General features: G+C 73.6%; 21 protein-coding genes. 13 read left to right on the top strand and 8 right to left on the bottom strand.

What is annotated here, in order from left to right:
• The first annotated feature begins 184 nt into the window (after window positions 1-184).
• From RMN57_RS09780 to RMN57_RS09770, 3 genes are read left to right on the top strand one after another with little or no spacing between them, the layout of a single operon-like run.
• A complete protein-coding gene (locus RMN57_RS09780; protein ID WP_313763003.1) occupies window positions 185-739 on the top strand; it encodes an ATP-binding protein in 555 nt (184 codons plus the stop codon).
• 17 nt (window positions 740-756) lie between these two features.
• Window positions 757-1,449, top strand: coding sequence for a phytanoyl-CoA dioxygenase family protein (locus RMN57_RS09775; protein ID WP_313763002.1), 693 nt, complete (start codon window positions 757-759; stop codon window positions 1,447-1,449).
• A gap of 43 nt (window positions 1,450-1,492) precedes the next feature.
• Window positions 1,493-1,924, top strand: coding sequence for a hypothetical protein (locus tag RMN57_RS09770; RefSeq protein ID WP_313763001.1), 432 nt, complete (start codon window positions 1,493-1,495; stop codon window positions 1,922-1,924).
• A 56-nt stretch (window positions 1,925-1,980) separates the two neighbouring features.
• Here the strand turns inward: RMN57_RS09770 and RMN57_RS09765 are convergent, their stop codons facing one another.
• Complete coding sequence (locus tag RMN57_RS09765) at window positions 1,981-3,192, bottom strand: MFS transporter (RefSeq protein WP_313763000.1); 1,212 nt, start codon at window positions 3,190-3,192, stop codon at window positions 1,981-1,983.
• 250 nt (window positions 3,193-3,442) lie between these two features.
• On the opposite strand from RMN57_RS09765, the gene RMN57_RS09760 reads away from it, so the two are divergent.
• A complete protein-coding gene (locus tag RMN57_RS09760; protein WP_313762999.1) occupies window positions 3,443-4,243 on the top strand; it encodes a hypothetical protein in 801 nt (266 codons plus the stop codon).
• Window positions 4,244-4,376: 133 nt separating this feature from the next.
• Here the strand turns inward: RMN57_RS09760 and RMN57_RS09755 are convergent, their stop codons facing one another.
• The gene (locus RMN57_RS09755; RefSeq protein ID WP_313767758.1) at window positions 4,377-5,279 is read right to left on the bottom strand and encodes a 5'-3' exonuclease; all 903 of its coding nucleotides are present in this window, start codon (window positions 5,277-5,279) and stop codon (window positions 4,377-4,379) included.
• Between the two features lie 59 nt (window positions 5,280-5,338).
• On the bottom strand, window positions 5,339-6,442 hold the full coding sequence (locus tag RMN57_RS09750) for a cation diffusion facilitator family transporter (protein ID WP_313762998.1): 1,104 nt from the start codon (window positions 6,440-6,442) through the stop codon (window positions 5,339-5,341).
• Window positions 6,443-6,628: 186 nt separating this feature from the next.
• On the opposite strand from RMN57_RS09750, the gene chrA reads away from it, so the two are divergent.
• Complete coding sequence (gene chrA / locus RMN57_RS09745) at window positions 6,629-7,777, top strand: chromate efflux transporter (RefSeq protein ID WP_313762997.1); 1,149 nt, start codon at window positions 6,629-6,631, stop codon at window positions 7,775-7,777.
• 208 nt (window positions 7,778-7,985) lie between these two features.
• Here the strand turns inward: chrA and RMN57_RS09740 are convergent, their stop codons facing one another.
• Window positions 7,986-8,729, bottom strand: coding sequence for a gamma-glutamyl-gamma-aminobutyrate hydrolase family protein (locus tag RMN57_RS09740; protein ID WP_313762996.1), 744 nt, complete (start codon window positions 8,727-8,729; stop codon window positions 7,986-7,988).
• 154 nt (window positions 8,730-8,883) lie between these two features.
• Here RMN57_RS09740 and RMN57_RS09735 point away from each other — a divergent pair, with 154 nt between their 5' ends.
• From RMN57_RS09735 to RMN57_RS09725, 3 genes are all read left to right on the top strand, one after another.
• On the top strand, window positions 8,884-10,377 hold the full coding sequence (locus RMN57_RS09735) for a glutamine synthetase family protein (RefSeq protein ID WP_313762995.1): 1,494 nt from the start codon (window positions 8,884-8,886) through the stop codon (window positions 10,375-10,377).
• Window positions 10,378-10,453: 76 nt separating this feature from the next.
• Window positions 10,454-11,326: a 3-oxoacyl-ACP reductase gene (locus tag RMN57_RS09730; protein WP_313762994.1), complete on the top strand. Its 873-nt coding sequence runs from the start codon at window positions 10,454-10,456 to the stop codon at window positions 11,324-11,326.
• Window positions 11,327-11,427: 101 nt separating this feature from the next.
• A complete protein-coding gene (locus RMN57_RS09725) occupies window positions 11,428-12,546 on the top strand; it encodes a DUF2510 domain-containing protein (protein WP_313762993.1) in 1,119 nt (372 codons plus the stop codon).
• A 168-nt stretch (window positions 12,547-12,714) separates the two neighbouring features.
• Here RMN57_RS09725 and RMN57_RS09720 read toward each other — a convergent pair whose 3' ends face one another.
• The 3 genes from RMN57_RS09720 to RMN57_RS09710 all read right to left on the bottom strand — a co-directional run bounded on the left by RMN57_RS09720 (window position 12,715) and on the right by RMN57_RS09710 (window position 15,699).
• Complete coding sequence (locus RMN57_RS09720; protein ID WP_313762992.1) at window positions 12,715-13,650, bottom strand: lytic polysaccharide monooxygenase; 936 nt, start codon at window positions 13,648-13,650, stop codon at window positions 12,715-12,717.
• 256 nt (window positions 13,651-13,906) lie between these two features.
• A complete protein-coding gene (locus tag RMN57_RS09715; protein WP_313762991.1) occupies window positions 13,907-14,341 on the bottom strand; it encodes a hypothetical protein in 435 nt (144 codons plus the stop codon).
• 125 nt (window positions 14,342-14,466) lie between these two features.
• Entirely contained in the window at window positions 14,467-15,699 is a 1,233-nt protein-coding gene (locus RMN57_RS09710; RefSeq protein WP_313762990.1) for an alanine racemase, read from the bottom strand.
• A 108-nt stretch (window positions 15,700-15,807) separates the two neighbouring features.
• Here RMN57_RS09710 and RMN57_RS09705 point away from each other — a divergent pair, with 108 nt between their 5' ends.
• Complete coding sequence (locus RMN57_RS09705) at window positions 15,808-16,551, top strand: SseB family protein (protein ID WP_313762989.1); 744 nt, start codon at window positions 15,808-15,810, stop codon at window positions 16,549-16,551.
• Window positions 16,552-16,636: 85 nt separating this feature from the next.
• Here RMN57_RS09705 and RMN57_RS09700 read toward each other — a convergent pair whose 3' ends face one another.
• Window positions 16,637-17,014 (bottom strand): DUF1844 domain-containing protein, encoded by a 378-nt coding sequence (locus tag RMN57_RS09700; RefSeq protein ID WP_313762988.1) that lies wholly within the window; start codon window positions 17,012-17,014, stop codon window positions 16,637-16,639.
• Window positions 17,015-17,465: 451 nt separating this feature from the next.
• Between RMN57_RS09700 and infC the strand changes: the two genes are divergently transcribed.
• From infC to RMN57_RS09680, 4 genes are all read left to right on the top strand, one after another.
• A complete protein-coding gene (gene infC, locus RMN57_RS09695; RefSeq protein ID WP_313767757.1) occupies window positions 17,466-18,188 on the top strand; it encodes a translation initiation factor IF-3 in 723 nt (240 codons plus the stop codon).
• A 140-nt stretch (window positions 18,189-18,328) separates the two neighbouring features.
• The gene (gene rpmI / locus RMN57_RS09690; protein WP_030286227.1) at window positions 18,329-18,523 is read left to right on the top strand and encodes a 50S ribosomal protein L35; all 195 of its coding nucleotides are present in this window, start codon (window positions 18,329-18,331) and stop codon (window positions 18,521-18,523) included.
• Between the two features lie 108 nt (window positions 18,524-18,631).
• Entirely contained in the window at window positions 18,632-19,027 is a 396-nt protein-coding gene (rplT, locus tag RMN57_RS09685) for a 50S ribosomal protein L20 (protein ID WP_030055649.1), read from the top strand.
• A 149-nt stretch (window positions 19,028-19,176) separates the two neighbouring features.
• Window positions 19,177-20,046, top strand: a complete 870-nt coding sequence (locus RMN57_RS09680; RefSeq protein WP_313762987.1) for an RNA methyltransferase — start codon at window positions 19,177-19,179, stop codon at window positions 20,044-20,046.
• Window positions 20,047-20,075: the final 29 nt, after the last annotated feature.

Below are 20,075 nucleotides of genomic sequence, written 5' to 3'. Positions count from 1 at the left end.
TCAAGCATCCCGGGTGTCTCTACCGTGTTCACACCCAGCGCACACCTGTTGACTCTATGTCAGGCCGAGCGGGAGTTCCGACCAGGGACCGCTGCGGCTCCACGATCGGCGCCACCGGCCATCTGCTCGTTTCTCCCGGGTGGTTGGTGTCGCTCTCCAGGCCAGTGCCGAAGGGTTCCTCACCGTGGTCGTGCATTCCCATGTCTTCTCCCTGACCAGAAGTCCGGTCTCCGTGCCCATCGCCCGCCGCCAGGTTGGGGCGCGCATCGTCAGCTGGGGTGTCCTGTTGGACGGGGACTCCCGGCTCGCATTGGAGACGGTCACTTCCGAGCTGGTGACCAACGCCGTACGGCATTCCGACCAGTCGATGCTCACCGTCGCCGTCCACGTGAGTGGGCGACTGCGGCGGGCCTTGATCGAGGTCTACGACGGGTCGGCCGTGCTGCCCAGGCGTCGCCAGGCTGGCACGGGCGCGGAGAGCGGCCGTGGGCTGGAACTGGTCGGGTGTCTGGCCCTCGCGTACGGGGCCGAGCGAACGGAGCACGGCAAGCGGGTCTGGGCGGAGCTGGCCCTGCCCGAGCAGCCGGTGACCCGGCGCCAGGTCCTCTGCGGCCCGCGGCACGCACTCAGGGCCGTCCTGAACGCGCTTTCGCGGCGGCCCTGGACGCCAGCACCTGCTCGGTACTGCCCTGCCGGGACCCGGCCTGCCGCTCCGGCGCGTCAGGCAGGAACCTCGTGATGAAGGGATCAGGCTCAGTGACCAGCACGGTCAGGAGCAACGGCGTCCTCGGCCGCCGTGGACTGCGGACCGGCGTCGAGTGGTCCGCCCCTGAGGCGGCCCGCGCCCGCGCCGCCCAACTCGTCGCCGAACACCTGGCCTGCCACCAGGAGATCGTCCGCAATCCGCACCTGAGTGCCGAGTGGGCCCGCGCGGCCGTCCGCGCCCCGCAGCTGCTGCCCGCCGTCCAGGGCGTCATCGGGCCGGATGTCGCGGTGGAGAACACCTTCCTCGTGGTGAAGTGGCCCGGCCGCACCTTCGAGATCCCCTGGCACCAGGACGGCATCGACGCCCGGGTCGAACTCGACCCTGACCGGTCCGTCTCCGCCTGGCTGGCCCTCAGCGACGCCACCCTCGACAACGGCTGCCTGCACGCGGTCCTCGGCTCTCACCACTTCGGCTACCTGCCGTTCTCCTCCGAGGCCGAGAACGGCGCCGAGCGTGGCCGGGCCGACCAGGCGACCGGCTTCACCGCCGACGCCTCGACCGCCCTGCCGCTTCGCGCCGGCACCGCCCTGCTGATGGACAGCCGCCTGCTGCACCGCTCCGGCACCAACACCGACGACGGTGCCCGCGTCGGCCTGAACGTCCGCTACGTCGCCCCCGGCGGCATCCGCCGTCGCGACCCACAGAGCCCCAGCCTCGACCCGGTCACCGGAACGGGCTGGTAGCACCAACCAAGGGATCAACAACCAGCGAGAGGAACACAACGCCGTGACCATCCTCGAAGAGATCGCCGCCTGTGAGGACCTGGTGACCCGGGTCCGCGTCCTGACCGGGGAGGACGCCGACGTGGCCCGCCGCGCCGACAGGACCCCGATCGCCAAGTCCGACTGCACCTACTACTGCCCCGACGCGGCCACCGCCGAGCGGTGCATCCAGTCCCTGCGCGAGTCCGACGAGCGCCTGCGCAACCGCCCCGAGGAGCTCATGCTCTGGGACTGGCAGTGCACCTACTGGGAGGCCGAGTCGAGCAACTCCAACGGCGGCGGGACCGTCCTGCTCGGCGTCGCCTGGTACGACCGGGCGTTCTTCGACGACCGCCGTGACGCCTGGTTCGGGGCGATGCACCAGCGGATCTACAAGGACCTTGGCATCCCGTTGGAGGACATCACCGTCACCCACTGGCAGCTGATCGCCAGCTGACCTGAGCACCACCAGCACACCGGCCGGGCCCCGCACCGCGGGGCCCGTGCCCCTGTTCAGTCGCGGGCCGCCAGGTTCGGCACCGGCTCGACCTCCGGCAGCGGCCTGCGTCCCCGTGCCAGGGCCAGTCCCAGCACGGCCCCAGCCCCGCCGGCCACAGCCATCGCCAGGCCGCCACCCAGGAACGCGGCCGTCGGGCCAGCGGCGGCAAGCCTCGGGACGAACAGCATCGAGACCGTGCCGCAGGTGCGGATCACGGCCAGGTCTACCGTCAGCAGCCGCCTGCGGGCGGCCGGAGGGAACAGCGCGAAATGCATGGACAGTGCGATCTGCAAGAACGGCGACACCGCCCCCGACAGCACGGACAGCGCCAGCAGTACCAGCAGCGACCCGGCCAGCCCGGTGCCGGCCAGCGCCAGCCCGGACGCCGCCCACGTGCCGCAGTACACCGCCGTCAGCGGCTCCGGCAGCCGCACGTTCCCGGCCACCAGGTTTCCCGCCAGGGCCCCGGCGCCGGTACAGGCCAGCACCGCCGCGTAGGCAGAGGCTCCGGCGCCGAAGCGGCCAGCCAGCAGTGCGGGCATCGCCAGCGACACCGCCCCGGCGAGGATCCCGATTCCGTGCACGGCCAGCACAACCCCGGTGTCCGGATGGGTCCGCACCAGCGACCAAGCGCCCGGCCGCACCCCCGCAGCGTGCGGCCTGGCCTGCGGGGCGGCAGCGGCCGGCCGGACGCGGGCGGCCAGCAGCACCAGGGCGAGGGCCGAGAGCGCGAACGTCGCCGCGTCCACCCAGAACACCCCGGCCAGCGGCATTACCGCCAGCAGCAGCCCGGCCGCCCCGGGACCGGCGATCCGGGCGATCCGGCCGGTCAGGTCTATCAGCCCGCTGACGGCCTGGACCTCGCCCGGCCGCACCAGGTCGGGCACCATGGCGCCGAGGTTCGGGTCGAACAGGGCCCCGCCGACCCCCAGCAGGGCGGCCGAGGTGATCAGCCCTACCGTGCCGAACTCGGCCCACGCCCACGGCAGCGCGGCCACCAGGACCAGCCGCACCGCGTCCACCACCGCCAGTGCCCGCAGCGACGCGAACCGGTCCATCACCCGGCGCCCCACCGTGCCCAGCACGATGTACGGCAGGGACTCGGCCACGGCCACCAGGCCCATCGCCCCGGCGCCCGCGTGCTCCCAGGCCATCCACATCACGGCCATCGCGTACAGCCGGTCGCCGAACGCCGACGCTGTCTGCGCTCCCCACAGCAGAAGCACAGGCCCGCGCCGAAGCAACCGCACGTATCGCATGATCCACTCCGCCCCGGGAAGCACGAAGTCCCGGCAGCTGGCCGCCACCGGGAACTCCCCACACCCTAGGGCAACTTGAAGCCCCCACCGACGCAGGCGCCCCGAGCGCGGCAGCCCGCCTGTGTCGGCCACACCCTGCACTCGCCCCAGGCCCCGAACTCCGGCAGGCCGGCCACCAGAGCACCCGCCGGAGAACAGCCCTCCCGGAAGGACTTCCGTGCACCCCCTGATCGCCAAGCTCAGCCTGGACGGCGACCCGGAGCTCCTACACGAGCGACGCGGCACGACCTTCTTCAAGGTCAGCGACACCGCCTTGAAGATCACAAGCGGTCTGATGGCCGGCCGCGAGGGCGAGGTGCTGGCTGCCCTTGGAGCCGACCACTACCGGGCCCACGGCCGGTACGGGGACGGCACCTGGCTGACCATGCGGTGGATCGACGGCACCAGCCTGTGGGACGCCCTGGGACCCGCCCACCGCGGCGGCGACACCCCGGCCATGCGCCGGGCGGTCCTGACGGCCGCCACCGGGGCGGCCGAAGCACTGGCCGAGCTGCACGCCGGCGGCTGGACACACGGCGATCTCCAGCCCGACCACGTCGTCTTCGAGGACGACGCCGTGCGGATCATCGACCTGGCCTGTGCTCAAGGCCCCGTCCCGGTACCGTTCTATGTACACCGCGGCGGCCTCGCCCACACCACCGCCCCCGAGACTGCTGCCGCGATCCTCGACACCACCGATCACATCAGCACCACCCCTGAGGCCGACGTCTGGTCGCTGGCAGCCTCCCTCTTCTGGTCCTGGACCCGTATCCCGCCCACCAACTACCGCGACCCCCAGGGCTGCCGCACCGATCTACTCCCCGACATCGCCGCCGGTCGTCAACACGATCTCGAAGCCGTACGGCCCTTGCCGTTCCCCGACTTCGAGGGCGTCATGGAGTTCGGCCTCGCCCACGAACCTGAACAGCGTCCCTCCGCGCGCTCGCTCGCAGAGCTGCTTCGCGTTGTTGCTCCGTGACGGGCCGGATTCTTCGAGGGCGTCCGCATCTCGTGCCCGGCACGTTGGTCGATGTGGTGGTGCGCGCTTTGGCAGCTGACGTGCCTGGGCCGGCCGCCGGTGATCCGAGGGCCGGCCGGCCGGGGCGCGCGGCTCAGCGGGTGGCGAGGGTTTCGACGACGCGCTCCAGCGAGGTGCCGAGGCCCCAGCGGGTGGAGAGGTCCTCCAGGAGCATCGGGTCGGCGGGCTCGTCGGGGAGGGTGGGGTCGAAGGCCGGCAGCGGCGCGTCGTCGGCGACTCGGACGACCTTCGGGGCCACGTCCAGGTAGGCGGCGCCCTCGACGATGTTGCGGCGGCGGGCCGGGGTGAGCTTCGAGCCGATGTCGAGTGCGGCGGCGCGGATGCCGGGCAGGTCGCCGTACTCGTTGATCAGCTGGGCGGCCGTCTTCTCGCCGATGCCCCTGACGCCCGGGAGGCCGTCGCTCGGGTCGCCGCGCAGGGCGGCCATGTCGGCGTACTGGGCGCCGCGCACGCCGTACTTCTCCAGCAGCACCGCGTCGTCGGTGACCTGCAGGTTGCCCATGCCCTTGACCGGGTAGAGCACCGTGACGCCCCGGGCGTCGTCGACCAGCTGGAAGAGGTCGCGGTCCCCGGTGACGATCTGCACCGGGCCGGTGGCCCGGGCGGTGAGGGTGCCGATGACGTCGTCGGCCTCGTACCCCGGGGAGCCGATCCGGGCGATGCCGAGCGCGTCGAGCACCTGCTCGATCACCGGCACCTGCGGGGCCAGCGTGTCCGGCACCTCCTCCTCGCCGTCCACGGCCGCCTCGGCGACCCGGTGCGTCTTGTAGGTGGGGATGAGGTCGACCCGCCACTGCGGGCGCCAGTCGGCGTCCATGCAGGCGACCAACTGGTCGGGCCGGTGGTCGTGGACCAGCCGGGTGATGAAGTCGAGCAGGCCCCGGACGGCGTTGACCGGCTCACCCTGCGGGGAGCGCAGGGTGTCCGGCACACCGAAGTAGGCCCGGAAGTAGAGGCTGGCGGAGTCGAGCAGCATCAGTCGCGGTGCGGTCACGAGTCAGATCATGCCGCACCGCGCCGACGGACACCCGGTTCTCAGTGCTCGTGCGGGCCGGCGCGGTGGACGGGGCCGTGGGAGTCGGCGCAGTGGTCGGGGCCCTTGCCGCCGGGGGCGGCGAACTCCGGGGTGGTGATCTGCAGCAGGGTGCCGGCCGCGTCCTCGCCGACGTGGTCCACCTGCAGGGTGCTGTGGGTGATCCCGTACTCGCCGGAGAGCCTGCGCTGCAGCTCGCGGCGGACGGCGTGGCAGTCGCCGCCCGGGGTCACCAGGATGTGCGCCGAGAGCGCCGGCTGGTTCGAGGTGATCTCCCAGATGTGCAGGTCGTGGATCTCCTCCACCAGCGGCTGGGAGACCAGCCGGTCCGCCACCTCGTCCGGGTCGATGCCGGCCGGGGCGGCCTCCAGGAAGATCCGCCCGGAGTCGCGGACCAGGCCGATGCCGGCCCTCAGCATCAGCACCACCACGATCAGCGAGGCGATCGCGTCGGCCTGGGCGAAGCCGGTGAGCAGGATGATCAGGCCGGCCACGGCGGTGGCGATGAACGCGTAGAGGTCGGTGACGACGTGCTGGAAGGCGCCCTCGACGTTCAGCGAGCTGCGGTTGGCCTTGGACATGCACCAGGCCGCGGCCAGGTTGACGACGATCCCGACCAGCGCGGTGACCAGCACCAGCGAGCCGGTCACGTCCGGCGGCTCGATCAGCCGGGTGACCGCCTCGTATGCGAGCCAGGCCGAGAGCACCAGCAGCGTCACCCCGTTGGCCTGGGCGGAGAGGATCTCGGCGCGTTTGAGGCCGTAGGTGTAGCCGCCGCGGGCCGGGCGGGCGGCGAGCCGCATGGCCACCAGCGCCAGCACGATCGAGGCGGCGTCGGTGAGCATGTGCGCGGCGTCCGAGATCAGGGCCAGCGACTGGGCGGCGAACCCGACCACGACCTCGCCGGCCATGAACACCACGATCAGCGCGAGCGCGCTCAGCAGCCAGCGGCGGTCGGCGTCGGCGGCGACACCGTGGCTGTGCCCGCCGTGACCGTGGCCGTGCCCGCCGTGGCCGCCATGCCCGTGGCCGTCGCGACCGCGGCCGCCGCGCCCGTGCTGCTGGTCATGCGCATGATCGTCGTGCGAGTGCTCGTGCCCGGCCATCGAAGTCCTCTCCTGGACGCGCGGGGGTCTGGACGTGCGGGGATCGCGACAGGGGCGCAACTGCCCTGCACCCGAAGTGAACCTCAGATCGAACGAAGATCCAAAGACTGCATTGGAGACCGTTGTCATTGCCGACGCGACACCTTGCTCGGGTATCGTCGCGCCGCCGTCGAACAGGGAGCAGTCGTGGTCGAGCAGCGGGTCGGACTGGGGGAGATCGCCCGCGAGTGGGGCCGGATCGGCCTGCTCGGGTTCGGCGGCCCGCCCGCGCACATCCTGCTGCTGCGCCGGCTCTGCGTGGAGCGGCGCAAGTGGATGGAGCCGGCCGAGTTCGAGGACGGCATCGCGGCGACCAACCTGCTGCCCGGCCCCGCCTCCACCCAGCTGGCCGTCTTCACCGCCTGGCGGCTGCGCGGGACCGCCGGTGCGCTGGTCGGCGGCGCCTGCTTCATCGCGCCCGGGCTGGTGCTGATCCTCGCGCTCTCGGTGCTCTTCCTGGCCGGCGACCCGCCGCTCTGGGTGCTGGGTGCGGCGGCGGGCGCGGGTGCGGCCGTCCCGGCGGTCGCCGTGCAGGCCGCGACCTCGCTGGTCCCCGGCAGCTTCGCCCGGGTGGGGCGGGAGCGCGCCGCCCGGGCCCGCTGGCTCGGGTACGCGCTCGCCGGTGCGGTCGCCGCGATCCTCACCGGGCCGTGGCTGGTGCTGGTCCTGGTCGCGGCCGGGCTGGCCGAGATCGCCGTCCGGGCCCGCGGACGGCGGGCCGCGCTGCCGGTGGCCGCCGTGCTGCCCGCCCTGCCCGTCCTCGGCGGGCTGGGTGCGGTGGCCTGGGTGGCGTTCAAGGTGGGGGCGCTCTCGTACGGGGGCGGCTTCGTGATCATCCCGCTGATGCAGGACGACGCGGTGCACCGCTACCACTGGATGACGGACGGACAGTTCCTCAACGCCGTCGCCCTCGGCCAGGTCACCCCCGGCCCGGTGGTGCACACCGTTGCCGCAGTCGGCTACGCGGCGGCGGGGCTCGGTGGCGGAATGCTGGCGGCCGCGGTCGCCTTCGCGCCCTCCTTCCTGTTCGTCGTCCTCGGCGCCCGCCACTTCGACCGGCTCCGGTCGAACCGGCGGGTACAGGACTTCCTCACCGGCGCCGGCCCGGCGGTGGTCGGCGCCATCGCCGGCTCGGCCGTGCCGCTGGCCGCCTCGCTGGGGGAGGGCTGGCAGTGGGGCGTGCTGGCCGCCGCCCTGCTCTGGCTGGTCGCGGCCCGCCGGGGCGTCGTGCTCACCCTGCTCGCGGCCGGCGCGGCCGGAGTGGTCGCCGCGGCGGCCGGGCTGCCGGTGGCCTGAGGCCGACCGCAGCCGGACTTGAGCACCGGCCCCGGCGAACCCGGCGTGAGCCGCCGGGGAGCGTCCTACGGATCCCGTCGGATCGGCGCGCGGCGCCGGGTGCCCTCCCGGCTCCGCCCCGGACGGGCCGGCGCGCGGCGCCGTGCACCAGGCCGGCCCCGCCCCGGGCGGGCCGGGGCGGGGCCGAACGCGGGCCGGCGGCTCGGGGTCAGCCCAGGGCCGGCTCGACCGCCTCCAGCGGGACGGTCCGGGCCGCCGTCGCCGCCCGGACCAGGGCCTGCATGACCCGCAGGTCCTCGCCCTGCTCCGGGTGCCACTGCACGCCGAGGGTGAAGCCGGGCCCCTCCACCGCCTCCACCGTGCCGTCCGGCGCGTGCGCGCTCACCCGCAGGCCCGCGCCGAGCCGGTCCACCGCCTGGTGGTGGAAGGTCGGCACCGTCAGCTCGCTCTCCGGCAGCAGCCCGCCGAGCAGCGTCCCGGGCACCGGCCGCACCAGGTGCCGGCCGTACGTGCCGGGGGTGCCGGCGTGCACGTCCGGGTCGACCACGTCCGGCAGGTGCTGGATCAGCGTGCCGCCGCAGACCACGTTCAGGACCTGCATGCCGCGGCAGATCCCCAGCAGCGGGATGCCCGCCGCCAGCGCCGCCCGGATCAGTGCCGACTCCCAGTGGTCCCGCTCCGGGCAGCTCGCCTCGGTCAGCGGGTGCGGCGGCTGCCCGTAGTACGCCGGGTCGATGTCCGGCCCGCCCGCGATGACCAGCGCGTCCAGCCGGGCCAGTACCTCGGGGGCGCGCTCCGGGGCGTCCGGCGGCAGCAGCACCGCGATCCCGCCCGAGTCCCGCACGTAGGCGGTGTACCGCTCGGGCACCAGTGCCACCCGGCGGGCCCGCCAGTCGCTCCAACTCGCGTCCACCTGGTAGGTGCTGACGCCGATGAAAGGCCTGCGATCCATGGCGCGCATTCTCCTCCCGTCCCACCTGATACCCCGTCAATCACGCCTCTCGGCGCGCCACACCCGCCCGCCCTCTTCCGCGCTGTCGGTGGCAGGCCGTACGGTTCGCTGTGACCGCTTGATCTCGCTGCGTGATCGAGGAGGAGGTTCCGCCATGCCCGACGCCACGCCGCCCGGTGCCGCCGCGCCCGACGACTCCGCGCCCGGCGACGCCGCGCCCGACGACTCCGCGCCCGGCGACGCCGTGCCCGACGACACCGCGGGCGCGCCCCGGCGCGCACCGCTCACCCTGGACGAGCTCCGCACCCTGGTCGACGCCGGCGAGATCCACACCGTCGCGCTGGCCTTCACGGACATGCAGGGGCGGCTCCAGGGCAAGCGCTTCGCCGCCCGGTTCTTCCTCGACGAGGTGGCCGAGCACGGCGCCGAGGCCTGCGACTACCTGCTCGCGGTCGACGTCGACCTCAACACCGTGGACGGCTACGCCCTCTCCTCCTGGCAGACCGGGTACGGCGACTTCGCCATGCGCCCCGACCTCGCCACCCTCCGGCTCACCCCGTGGCAGCCCGGCACCGCCCAGGTCACCGCCGACCTGGCCCGGCACGGCGGCCACCCGGTGGACGCCGCGCCGCGGCAGCTGCTGCGCCGCCAGATCGAGCGCCTCGCCGAGTACGGCTTCGCCGCCGACATCGGCACCGAGCTGGAGTTCCTGGTCTTCCGCGACACCTACGAGCAGGCCTGGTCGGGCGGCTACCGCGGGCTCACCCCGGCCAACCAGTACAACGTCGACTACTCCATGCTCGGCACCGCCCGGGTCGAGCCGCTGCTCTCCCGGATCCGGCTGGAGATGGCCGGCGCCGGCCTGGTCGTGGAGTCGGCCAAGGGCGAGTGCAACCTCGGCCAGCACGAGATCGCCTTCCGCTACGCCGACGCGCTCACCACCTGCGACCAGCACAGCGTCTACAAGACCGGGGCGAAGGAGATCGCCGCCCAGCAGGGCTGCGCGCTAACCTTCATGGCCAAGTACAACGAGCGCGAGGGCAACAGCTGCCACATCCACCTCTCGCTGCGCGACCTGCGGGACCGCTCGGCCGGGCCCGGCGGCGTCCCCGCCTTCGCCGACCACGGCGGTCGGATGACCGACACCATGCGGCACTTCCTGGCCGGCCAGCTGGTCGCGCTGCGCGAGTTCAGCCTGCTCTACGCGCCGAACATCAACTCCTACAAGCGCTTCCGCCCCGGCTCCTTCGCGCCGACCGCCGTCGCCTGGGGCCGGGACAACCGCACCTGCGCGTACCGCGTGGTCGGCCGCGGCGCCGGGCTGCGGATGGAGAACCGGATGCCCGGCGGCGACGTCAACCCGTACCTCGCCGTGGCCGGCATGATCGCGGCCGGGCTGCACGGCCTCCAGCAGAAGCTGGAGCTGCCCGCGCCCTGTCTCGGCAACGCCTACGCGGCCGACGAGTACGCCCGGGTGCCCGGCTCGCTGCGCGAGGCCGCCGACCTCTGGGCCGGGAGCGAGCTGGCGCGGGAGGCCTTCGGCGCCGACGTGGTCGAGCACTACCTGCACACCGCCCGGATCGAGCAGGCCGCGTACGACAGCGCCGTCACCGACTGGGAGCGTTACCGCTCCTTCGAGCGGATGTGAGCCCGGCGCGCGGTCCGCGCCGCCCGGGGCCGTCGTCACCCGTCGTCACACGCAGAGCGAGGAGCAGGAGCCGGCCATGACAGAGACGCCCCCGGCCCGGGAGAAGCCCTCGACGCGGGAGAAGCCCCCGGCCCGGGAGAAGACGACGGCCCGGGACCACGGAGGCCCGGTCTGCCGCCGCCTGGTCGGCCGCACCGCCGTGGTCACCGGCGCGGGCAGCGGCATCGGCCTGGCCGCCGCCCGGCGGCTGGCGTCCGAGGGCGCGAAGGTGGTCTGCGCCGACCTCGACGAGACCACCGGCAAGGCGGCGGCCAAGGAGGTCGGCGGGCTCTTCGTGCACACCGACGTCACCGATCCGTACATGGTCGAGGCGCTGTTCGACGAGGCCTACGAGACGTACGGCAGCGTGGACGTCGCCTTCAACAACGCCGGCATCTCCCCGCCGGAGGACGACTCCATCCTGACCACGGGGCTGGAGGTCTGGAGGCGGGTCCAGGAGGTCAACCTGACCTCGGTCTACCTCTGCTGCAAGGCGGCACTGCCGTACATGCGCCGGCACGGGCGGGGCTCGATCATCAACACCGCCAGCTTCGTGGCGCGGATGGGCGCGGCCACCTCGCAGATCTCCTACACCGCTTCCAAGGGCGGCGTGCTGGCGATGTCGCGCGAGCTGGGCGTGCAGTTCGCCCGCGAGGGCATCCGGGTCAACGCCCTCTCGCCCGGGCCGGTGGACACCCCGCTGCTGCGGGAGCTGTTCGCCGCGGACCCGGAGCGGGCCGCCCGCCGCCTGGTGCACGTCCCGCTCGGCCGTTTCGCCCGGCCCGAGGAGATCGCCGCCGCGGTCGCCTTCCTGGCCAGTGACGACTCCTCCTTCATCACGGCGAGCGAATTCCTGGTCGACGGCGGCATCTCGGGGGCGTACGTGACGCCGCTCCCGGAAGGGCACTGACGGCGGCGCCCACCGCTTCTCACCGTAATCTCATGGAGAATGCCGGGAATTGTGGGCTCCGCTGATATCGCGTTTATCCGAGTGCCTTTAGATTCACTGGTGTGAGTGAGCAGATTCCCGCCGGGTGGTACCCGGACCCCAAGGACACCAGCGAGCCGAGACCGCAGCGCTGGTGGGACGGCAAGGGCTGGACGGCCAGCACCCGGCCCGCACCCCTGGACGCCCCGCCGCCGGAGCCCCCGGCGGCGCAGGCTCCGGGGCCGGATGCGCCCGACGAGACCCGGGTGCTGGAGGGGGAGGTGCTGGGAAGCGGTCCGACGGTCCGCTACCCCGAGCCGCCCCCCTTCGGCACCGCCTACGGATCGCCCGTGCCGCCGGCACCGAAGCAGCGGCGCCGACCGTCCCGGCTGGTGGTCGCGGCCACCGTGGCCGCCCTGGCCGGTCTGCTCGTGGGCTCCGGCGTCACCTACCTCGTCATGGACGGCCACGGGGAGAAGCGGGCCTCGCGCCGCGCCGCCCCCAAGGCCCCGCCGTACGGCGAGAACGGCCCCTGGGGCGGCCTGCCCGACCTCGGCGGCCCGGACGCCGGCGACGGCAACGGCAGGAACGGCGGCGGTAAGGGCGGCGGCAACGGCGGTAATGGAGGCAACAACGGCAACGGCGGCCGGGGCAACGGCGGGAACAGCAGCACCGCGGCCGACCTGGTGAACCGGATCACCCTGCCGGTCCCGGCCGGCTGGAAGGGCGGCACCACCCAGGACGGCTTCGCCGGGCTGACCGTGGGCTCGTACGAGTGCGAGGGCGGCGGCGACTGCTCGCTCGGCGGCGCCAACACCGGCCGGATCACCGGCGGCGGCACCGACGTCCAGGCGGCGGCCAAGGCCGACATCGAGAAGGCGGCCAAGGCCTCCTACAACGACATCAACTCCCACGAGGAGCTGAAGTCGGAGGCGGTCAAGGTCGACGGCCGGGACGGCTACCTGGTCCGCTGGAAGGTCGACGCGGCCAAGGGCAACGACGGCTACGTGCAGACCGTGGTCTTCCCCTCCGCCGACGGCAAGTCGCTGATCTCCCTGCACCTGGGCTTCGACATCGCCGACAAGGCGCCCGACCTCGCCGTGATGGACACCATCGTCAAGGGCGTCGCCGACTACAAGGGCAAGCTGCCGCCGATCCCGGGCGGCCCCGACGGCCCGGACGGCGGGACGTCGAACACCTGACGCACTGCTCCGCTCACGCGCGGCGGGCCACCCGGAGGCGCTCCGGGTGGCCCGCCGCGCGTGTCGGTCGCGGCCCCGACCCCGGGGCCTGCGGGACGTGCCGTTGCGCCGGGCGTGCCGGGACCGGACCGAACCGGGGGCGCTCGGTCCGGCCCCGGCCTCCGGCGGTCAGGAGTCGCGTCGAACAGCCTCGAAGCGACGGCGCCGGAGCACCATGCCGGCCCAGCCCACGCCGATCGCGGCGGCGCCGGCCAGCAGCAGCGGGCCGGTGGGCGAGCCGCCGCCGACGGCGGCGCTGGCGGTCGGCACCACGGCGCCGGCCGGCTCGTTGGGGTTGCCGCCGTGCCCGTGGTGGGCCACGGTCGACTTGGACAGCCCCGCGGTGATCTGCTCCTCGCTCGGCACGGCAGGCGCCTGCGCGGCCGGTGCGGCTGCGGGCTGAGCGGCGGCGAGCTGAGCGGCGGAGGCCTTCCCGAAGTCGATGTCGGAGCAGCTGTAGAAGGCCTCGGGGCTGTCGCTGCGCTGCCAGATCGTGTAGAGCAGCTGACGGCCGGTGCGCTGCGGAAGCGTGCCGGCGTAGTTGTAGTACCCGTCCGTCGCGGTCCGGGTGACCGGCACCTGGGCGACCGGGGTCGGGTCGAGGTCCGACCACTTCAGTGGCTGGGTCGGGTCCCAGCTCTGCTTGGTGATGTAGACGGTCTGGGTGCCGAGGTGCGGCGCGGTGGTGCGGAACTTGAAGGTGAACGCGCCGGCGCTCACCGGGGTGGCCGGCCAGTCGGCGCGGGGCAGGTCGAGCGCCTTGTACTTGTCGCGGTTGGCCGAGCAGAGCTTGCCGTCCGGGATCAGCGCCTGGTGGTGGCCGTCCGCGTTGGCGATGTTGACCTCGTTCCAGTCGTACAGCGGCTGGGTGCCGCTCATCGCCACGAGGTCCTTGCAGATCTGGGACTTGGGGTTCTCCGGCCCCTCGGCGTAGCAGGCCGCGACCCGGCTCACCGGGTTGGTCATGGTGCCGTGGGCGGCGGCGGTGCCGGCGGTGGTGGCCGCCACGGCGAGGACCGCGGCGCCGATCACGCCGACGGAGAGGGCACTTCGCTTGATGGACATGGGGTGGGGACTCCTTGGCCGTCTGCCGGGCCGAGAACGTGGGGGACGGGCACGCCTGCCCGGGGGGCCGCCGACCCGGCGCGCGGACCCCGGCCAGAGCGTATGATTGGACTAGACCAGCTGGCAATAGCCGTTCCCGGCGTACTTTCTGACGGACAGTAGCCGTACGCGCAGCGCAAAGGCCCGACGGGAAGCCGGAGTTAGGCTTCCCATCGGGCCCGCTTAAGGTTCCGCCCGGACGCGTCCGGTGGCCGGGTCAGCGCGGCCTCGGCTCCTGCGGGAGTACGCCGTTCACCGTGGAGGTGTGCGCCTGAACCACGATTCCGCTGCCGAACGAACCACCGTGGATGGTGTTGTTCACCACGACCTGCGGCTGCTCGGGCAGATGGTGCCTGAACTCCTCCAGGATCTCCTGGAGTTCGGCCGCGGCGGCCGGGTCCTGCCGGACCAGCCGGCGGATCCGGCCGCGCACCTCGGCGGTGCTGTCCTCGACCGCCTCGGCGTCGTGGCCGGCCCTGACCACCTCGACCCGGATCTCCTCCAGCTCGGCGGACACCTCCTCGGCGCCCCGGCCACGGGCGAACAGCGCCGCGAGGCGCGTCCGGACCTGCGTCCAGGCGTCGGTCGCCATCAGTCCGACCACGGTGGTGGCGCCCGACGCCATCACCTGCTGCACGATCTCGCCCTCCACGGAGCCCCCTCGGGATTGTTGCGAAGTCTTCCGCCCACCACGCTAGGGCACCCGGGTGCGGTGGCGGGCGGAAGCGGCACAGGTGCCGGACCGTCAGGCCGCCTGCGCCGCCGCTCCCGAGGCGCTCAGAGGAAGGTCTTCCGCTCGCCCCGGTAGGTCGGGACGGTGCGCACCACCGCGTCGCCTTCGACCAGGTGCAGCTCGGCGAAGCGCTCGCACAGCTCGCCGGCCTTGGCGTGCCGGAACCAGACCCGGTCGCCGATCAGCAGGTCGTCGGCGGCCGAGCCGAGCAGCGGCGTCTGCACCTCGCCGGCGCCCTCCATGGGGTCGTAGCGCAGACCCGGCGGCAGGTACGGCACCGGCGAGCGGTCCTGCCCGGCCGCGCCCGAGGCGGGGTAGCCGCCGCCCAGCACCGTGACCACGCCGACCCCGGGCCGGCGCACCACCGGCTGCCCGAAGAGCGCGGCCGGGCGGCCCCGGAACGCCCGGTAGTTGTCGAAGAGCCGGGGCAGGTACAGCCCGGAGCCGGCCGCCACCTCGGTGACCACCGGCTCCGCCGCGGTGGACTCGACGCTGCCGGTGCCCCCGCCGTTGACGAACTCCAGCTCGGCCACCTGCCGCAGCCGGCGCACCACGGCGGCGCGCCGCTCGGCCAGCTCGGCCCGGGCCTTCGCCTGCATCAGCCGGATCATCCGCGAGCGGACCGGCCGGCCGGGCACGTCGTCACCCACCCCGGCGACGTGGCCCTCGTACGCCATCAGCCCGACCACCCGGAACCCCCGGCGGCGCTGGACCAGTTCGGCGAAGGCGCCGAGGTCCTCCGGCGTGCGCAGCGGCGAGCGCCGGGCGCCGACCCGCACCCGCCCGCCGAACAGGTGCAGCGAGGTGTCCAGCTCCAGGCAGACCCGGACCTCCGCGGAGCCGGCCCGGGCCGCGTCGATCAGGTCGAGCTGGGCCGGGTCGTCCAGCAGCACGGTGACGTCGGCGGCGAGCTCCGGGTCGGCGGTGAGTTCGGCGAAGCCGGCCCGGTCGGCCGAGGGGTAGGCGAGCAGGATGTCGCGCAGGCCCGTGCGGGCGAGCCAGATCGACTCGTCCAGGGTGAAGCTCATCACCCCGGCGAAGCCGTCCGTCGCCAGCGCCCGCTCCAGCAGGGCCCGGCAGCGGACCGATTTGCTCGCCACCCGGACCGGCTTGCCGGCCGCCCGGCGCACCAGGTCGGCGGCGTTGGCGTCGAAGGCGGCGAGGTCGACGACGGCCACCGGGCCGTCCAGGTGGGCGGTGGCCCGGTCGTACCGGGCGCGGTCGGCCGCCGGTGAGGGGGCGGCGGCGGTACGGGCAGCAGCTTCGAGCGTGGCCATGGGCGCAGATTGCCACACCTCACTACCGGTCGGTAAGGCTTCGGCGGCGACCTTCTGGGGACCTTCGGTCGGTGTGGCGGCGGCCGGCCGTGGCATAGGGTCGGCCGGGTGGAGCGCAAGAACATTCCCGACCCAGGATTCGCCGGCGACGACGGCACCGCCGACCCGGCACTCGCCGCGGCACTCGACCGCTGGTCGCAGGACCGCACCGCCGAACCGGAGGTGCTGGCGGCGCTGCGGCCGACCCGGCTGATGGTCCCGATCGTCGCCGTCCTCGGCGAGGTCGAGGTGGACGAGCACGGGCACAAGCACGAGAAGACCAGTGACATGGCCGTTCCGGTGGTCGAGGCCGCCGACGGCCGCCGCGCCCTGCCGGCCTTCACCTCGCTGGAGACGCTGGCCCGCTGGCGTGCCGACGCCCGCCCGGCGCCGGTGGCCGCCCCGCAGGCGGCGATGGTCGCCTTCTCCGAGCGTGCCGACACCCTGCTGATCGACCCGGCCGGCCCGGTCACCTACCAGCTGTCCGGCGCCCGGCTGCGCGCGCTGGCGGAGAACCGGCCGTACCTGCCGCCGGTGGCCGACCCCGACGTGCAGGAGGCCGTCCGGGCGCTGCTGGCGGCCGAGCCGCAGGTGGTGGCGGGCCTGCTGGCGCCGTACCAGGACGGCGACGGGCTGCTCGCGGTGGTGCTGGACCCGGCGCTGGACCAGGCGGGCCTGCAGGCGGCCGTCCAGCGGGTCGGGCAGGCGGTGGCCGCCGATCCGGTGCTGCGGGTCCGGCTCGACCGGGGCCTGAGCCTGGCCGTGCTGCCGGCCGGTGCGCAGCTGCCCGGCGAGCCGCTCTACCGGCGCTGAACGCACGGGTGCCCCCGTGGATCACCGATCCGCGGGGGCACCCGTGCGTCCGCCGGACGCGCGAGGGCGTCCGGCACGAGGGGTCTCAGGCGTAGACCGGGCCGGTGAACTTCTCGCCCGGGCCGGAGCCCGGAGCGTCCGGGACGAGGGACGCCTCGCGGAAGGCCAGCTGGAGCGAGCGCAGGCCGTCCCGCAGCGGGGCGGCGTGGAAGTTGCTGATCTCCGGGGCACCGGCGGTGACCAGCCCGGCCAGCGCGGTGATCAGCTTGCGCGCCTCGTCCAGGTCCTTGTCCGCCTCGCCGCCCTCGGCGAGGCCGCACTTCACGGCGGCGGCGCTCATCAGGTGCACCGCGACGGTGGTGATCACCTCGACGGCGGGGACCTCGGCGATGTCCCGGGTGAGGTCGTCGAAACCGATCGCCTCGTCGTCCGCGGCGGGGTTCTGGGTGGGCTCGCTGCTCAAGGGGGGCTCGTTCCGTCGTGCCGGTGTCCGTACACAGGGAGCGTACAAGGGGGCGCGCGGCGGGGCGGAATGGCGTTCGACCCCGGGGAGCCTGTATGCTTCGAGACTGACCGGCCAGGCGCCTGCGAGGGTGCCCGGCCAGCAAGAGGAGGCTCCACCCAGGAGGCCCGAGAGGGCAACCGCGAAAGTCTCCCACCTGATCGGCCTCACGGTCGACGGGTCCGGTCCGCGACGGGCGCCCAGCGCCGAGTCGCCCGCAGCGCCCCTCACCGGGTGCCGCCCCCGGTTGTGTGGAGCCCCGCTTGTACCGAGCGGGGCTTTTTTCGTGTCGCGGTGCAGGCCGCCGAGCCAGGCAGCGCAGCACGAATGAAGCCCCGCCCAGTGGTCGAGTCCACTACGTGCGACCGCCGTCCGACGGCCGCATCGCAGAAGGTGCAACCGAGGAGGCCCCATCAGCACCGAGCCCCGCATCAACGACCGGATTCGCGTCCCCGAGGTGCGACTCGTCGGTCCCAGCGGCGAGCAGGTCGGCATCGTGCCGCTTGCCAAGGCGCTGGAGCTCGCGCAGGAGTACGACCTCGACCTGGTCGAGGTCGCGGCGACCGCCCGGCCGCCGGTGTGCAAGCTCATGGACTACGGCAAGTTCAAGTACGAGTCGGCCATGAAGGCCCGTGAGGCGCGCAAGAACCAGGCGCACACGGTCATCAAGGAGATGAAGCTCCGGCCGAAGATCGACCCGCACGACTATGACACCAAGAAGGGTCACGTCGTCCGGTTCCTCAAGCAGGGCGACAAGGTCAAGATCACGATCATGTTCCGCGGTCGTGAGCAGTCCCGCCCCGAGCTGGGCTTCCGACTGCTGCAGCGGCTGGCGAACGACGTCCAGGACCTGGGCTTCGTGGAGTCCTCGGCCAAGCAGGACGGCCGGAACATGATCATGGTTCTCGGCCCGCACAAGAAGAAGACCGAGGCGATGGCCGAGGCCCGCGCCGCCGCCGACGCCCGCAAGGCCGAGCGCCAGGGCCGGACCACCGGTCCGGACGCCGCCGAGGAGCCCGACGCCGAGCAGGCCGTCGAGGCGACCGAGGCCCCCGAGGCGCCGGCCGCGGAGGCCGCGGAGGCCCCCGAGGCCGCCGAGGTCGAGCAGCCGGCCGAGGCCTCCCAGGACGCCTGAGCCCGCACGGGCCAGGGCGGTCCGGGAGACCGGCCACCAAGGTGACGGGGCGTCCTGCCCGGTCATCGCAGATCCATCCTTCACGCCCGCGCGGCGAACACCGCGCGGGCGTGGACGGACCGACGAGGAGATACGGCGAAATGCCGAAGCAGAAGACGCACAGTGGCGCCAGCAAGCGCTTCAAGATCAGTGGCTCTGGCAAGGTGCTGCGCGAGCGCGCCGGCCGTCGCCACCTCCTGGAGCACAAGCCCTCGACGCTGACCCGCAAGCTGGCCGGCACCGTCGAGATGGCCCCCGCCGACGCCAAGAAGATCAAGAAGCTTCTCGGCAAGTGATCGCCCTCCCGCCCGGCGCGAGCCGTGGCGGGGCAGCTGATCCTTCCCGACCCATTCGAATGACGGACCACGTGAAGTAGTCCGTGGTCCTACCCAAGGAGTAATCAAGTGGCACGCGTCAAGCGGGCAGTCAACGCCCACAAGAAGCGCCGGGTCATCCTGGAGCGCGCCAGCGGCTACCGCGGCCAGCGCTCGCGCCTGTACCGCAAGGCCAAGGAGCAGGTCACCCACTCGCTGGTCTACAACTTCAACGACCGCAAGAAGCGCAAGGGCGACTTCCGTCAGCTGTGGATCCAGCGCATCAACGCTGCGGCCCGTGCCAACGGCATCACCTACAACCGCTTCGTGCAGGGTCTGAAGGCCGCGAGCGTCGAGATCGACCGCAAGATGCTGGCCGACCTCGCCGTCAACGACCCGGGTGCCTTCGCCTCCCTGGTCGAGGTGGCGCAGAAGGCGCTGCCGGCCGACGTGAACGCCCCGAAGGCCGCCGCCGACGCCGCCTGATCCACTCCCTGGATCAGTTGATCTGACACGGACCCGCAGGATTGCCTGCGGGTCCGTGTGTTTCCCCGGGCAACCGCCCGGCCCCGGCACCCGGCACGCGCCCCCGGCACCGGGCTCCCGCCCCCGGCACCCCGCCCAGAGACGAGACCATGCAGAGCACCGACACCCCCCTGCTCACCTCCCTGCGCTCGCCGCGCGTCGTCGCCGCCCGCCGACTCGCCAAGCGGAACCAGCGCACCAAGGAGCGCCGCTTCCTCGCCGAGGGCCCGCAGGCCGTCCGCGAGGCCGTCGCGTTCGGGAAGCTGCCGGGCTCGGCCGACCACGCCGTGGTCGAGGTGTACGCCACCCCGGAGGCCGCCGAGCGGCACGCCGGCATCGTGGCCGCCGCCCGGGCCGAGGGGATCGCGGTGCTCACCGCCACCGACGAGGTCATCGCCGGGATCTGCGACACCGTGACCCCGCAGGGCATCGTGGCGCTCTGCCGCTTCATCGACACCCCGTTCGACGAGGTGCTCAAGGCCCGGCCCAAGCTGGTCGCCGTGCTGGCGCACGTCCGCGACCCCGGCAACGCCGGCACCGTGCTGCGGACCGCCGACGCGGCCGGTGCGGACGCCGTGGTGCTCACCGACGCCTCGGTGGACCTCTACAACCCGAAGGCGGTCCGGGCCTCGGTCGGCAGCCTGTTCCACCTCCCGGTCGCCGTGGGCGTCCCGGTCGAGGAGGCCGTCGCCCGGCTGCGCGAGGCCGGGGTGCGGGTGCTGGCCGCGGACGGCGCGGGGGAGCGCGACCTCGACCAGGAGCTGGACGAGGGCACCCTCGGCGCGCCCGGCGCCTGGGTGTTCGGCAACGAGGCGTGGGGGCTCCCGGAGGAGACCCGCGCACTCGCCGACGAGGTGGTGCGCGTGCCGATCCACGGACACGCCGAGAGCCTCAACCTGGCCACGGCCGCCGCGGTCTGCCTCTACGCCTCCGCCCGGGCCCAGCGCTCGCCCGGCGGGTGCCGCGCGGCGCGGCCGTAGGGCGGGTCCGACGATCCCCGGAGCCGGTC

Source organism: Kitasatospora sp. CM 4170 (assembly GCF_032110285.1).
GTDB lineage: Bacteria > Actinomycetota > Actinomycetes > Streptomycetales > Streptomycetaceae > Kitasatospora > Kitasatospora aburaviensis.
Note: the sequence above shows the minus strand (reverse complement) of the source record. Positions and strands in the feature narration are given on the sequence as shown.

What these genes read in the sequence shown, in the direction of transcription:
- RMN57_RS09720 (WP_313762992.1), bottom strand. Translation starts at nt 13,650, where the DNA reads ATGTCCATCAAGCGAAGTGCCCTCTCCGTCGGCGTGATCGGCGCCGCG.
- RMN57_RS09755 (WP_313767758.1), bottom strand. Translation starts at nt 5,279, where the DNA reads ATGCTGCTCGACTCCGCCAGCCTCTACTTCCGGGCCTACTTCGGTGTG.
- RMN57_RS09740 (WP_313762996.1), bottom strand. Translation starts at nt 8,729, where the DNA reads ATGGATCGCAGGCCTTTCATCGGCGTCAGCACCTACCAGGTGGACGCG.
- RMN57_RS09750 (WP_313762998.1), bottom strand. Translation starts at nt 6,442, where the DNA reads ATGGCCGGGCACGAGCACTCGCACGACGATCATGCGCATGACCAGCAG.
- rpmI (WP_030286227.1), top strand. Translation starts at nt 18,329, where the DNA reads ATGCCGAAGCAGAAGACGCACAGTGGCGCCAGCAAGCGCTTCAAGATC.
- RMN57_RS09730 (WP_313762994.1), top strand. Translation starts at nt 10,454, where the DNA reads ATGACAGAGACGCCCCCGGCCCGGGAGAAGCCCTCGACGCGGGAGAAG.
- RMN57_RS09680 (WP_313762987.1), top strand. Translation starts at nt 19,177, where the DNA reads ATGCAGAGCACCGACACCCCCCTGCTCACCTCCCTGCGCTCGCCGCGC.
- RMN57_RS09710 (WP_313762990.1), bottom strand. Translation starts at nt 15,699, where the DNA reads ATGGCCACGCTCGAAGCTGCTGCCCGTACCGCCGCCGCCCCCTCACCG.
- RMN57_RS09735 (WP_313762995.1), top strand. Translation starts at nt 8,884, where the DNA reads ATGCCCGACGCCACGCCGCCCGGTGCCGCCGCGCCCGACGACTCCGCG.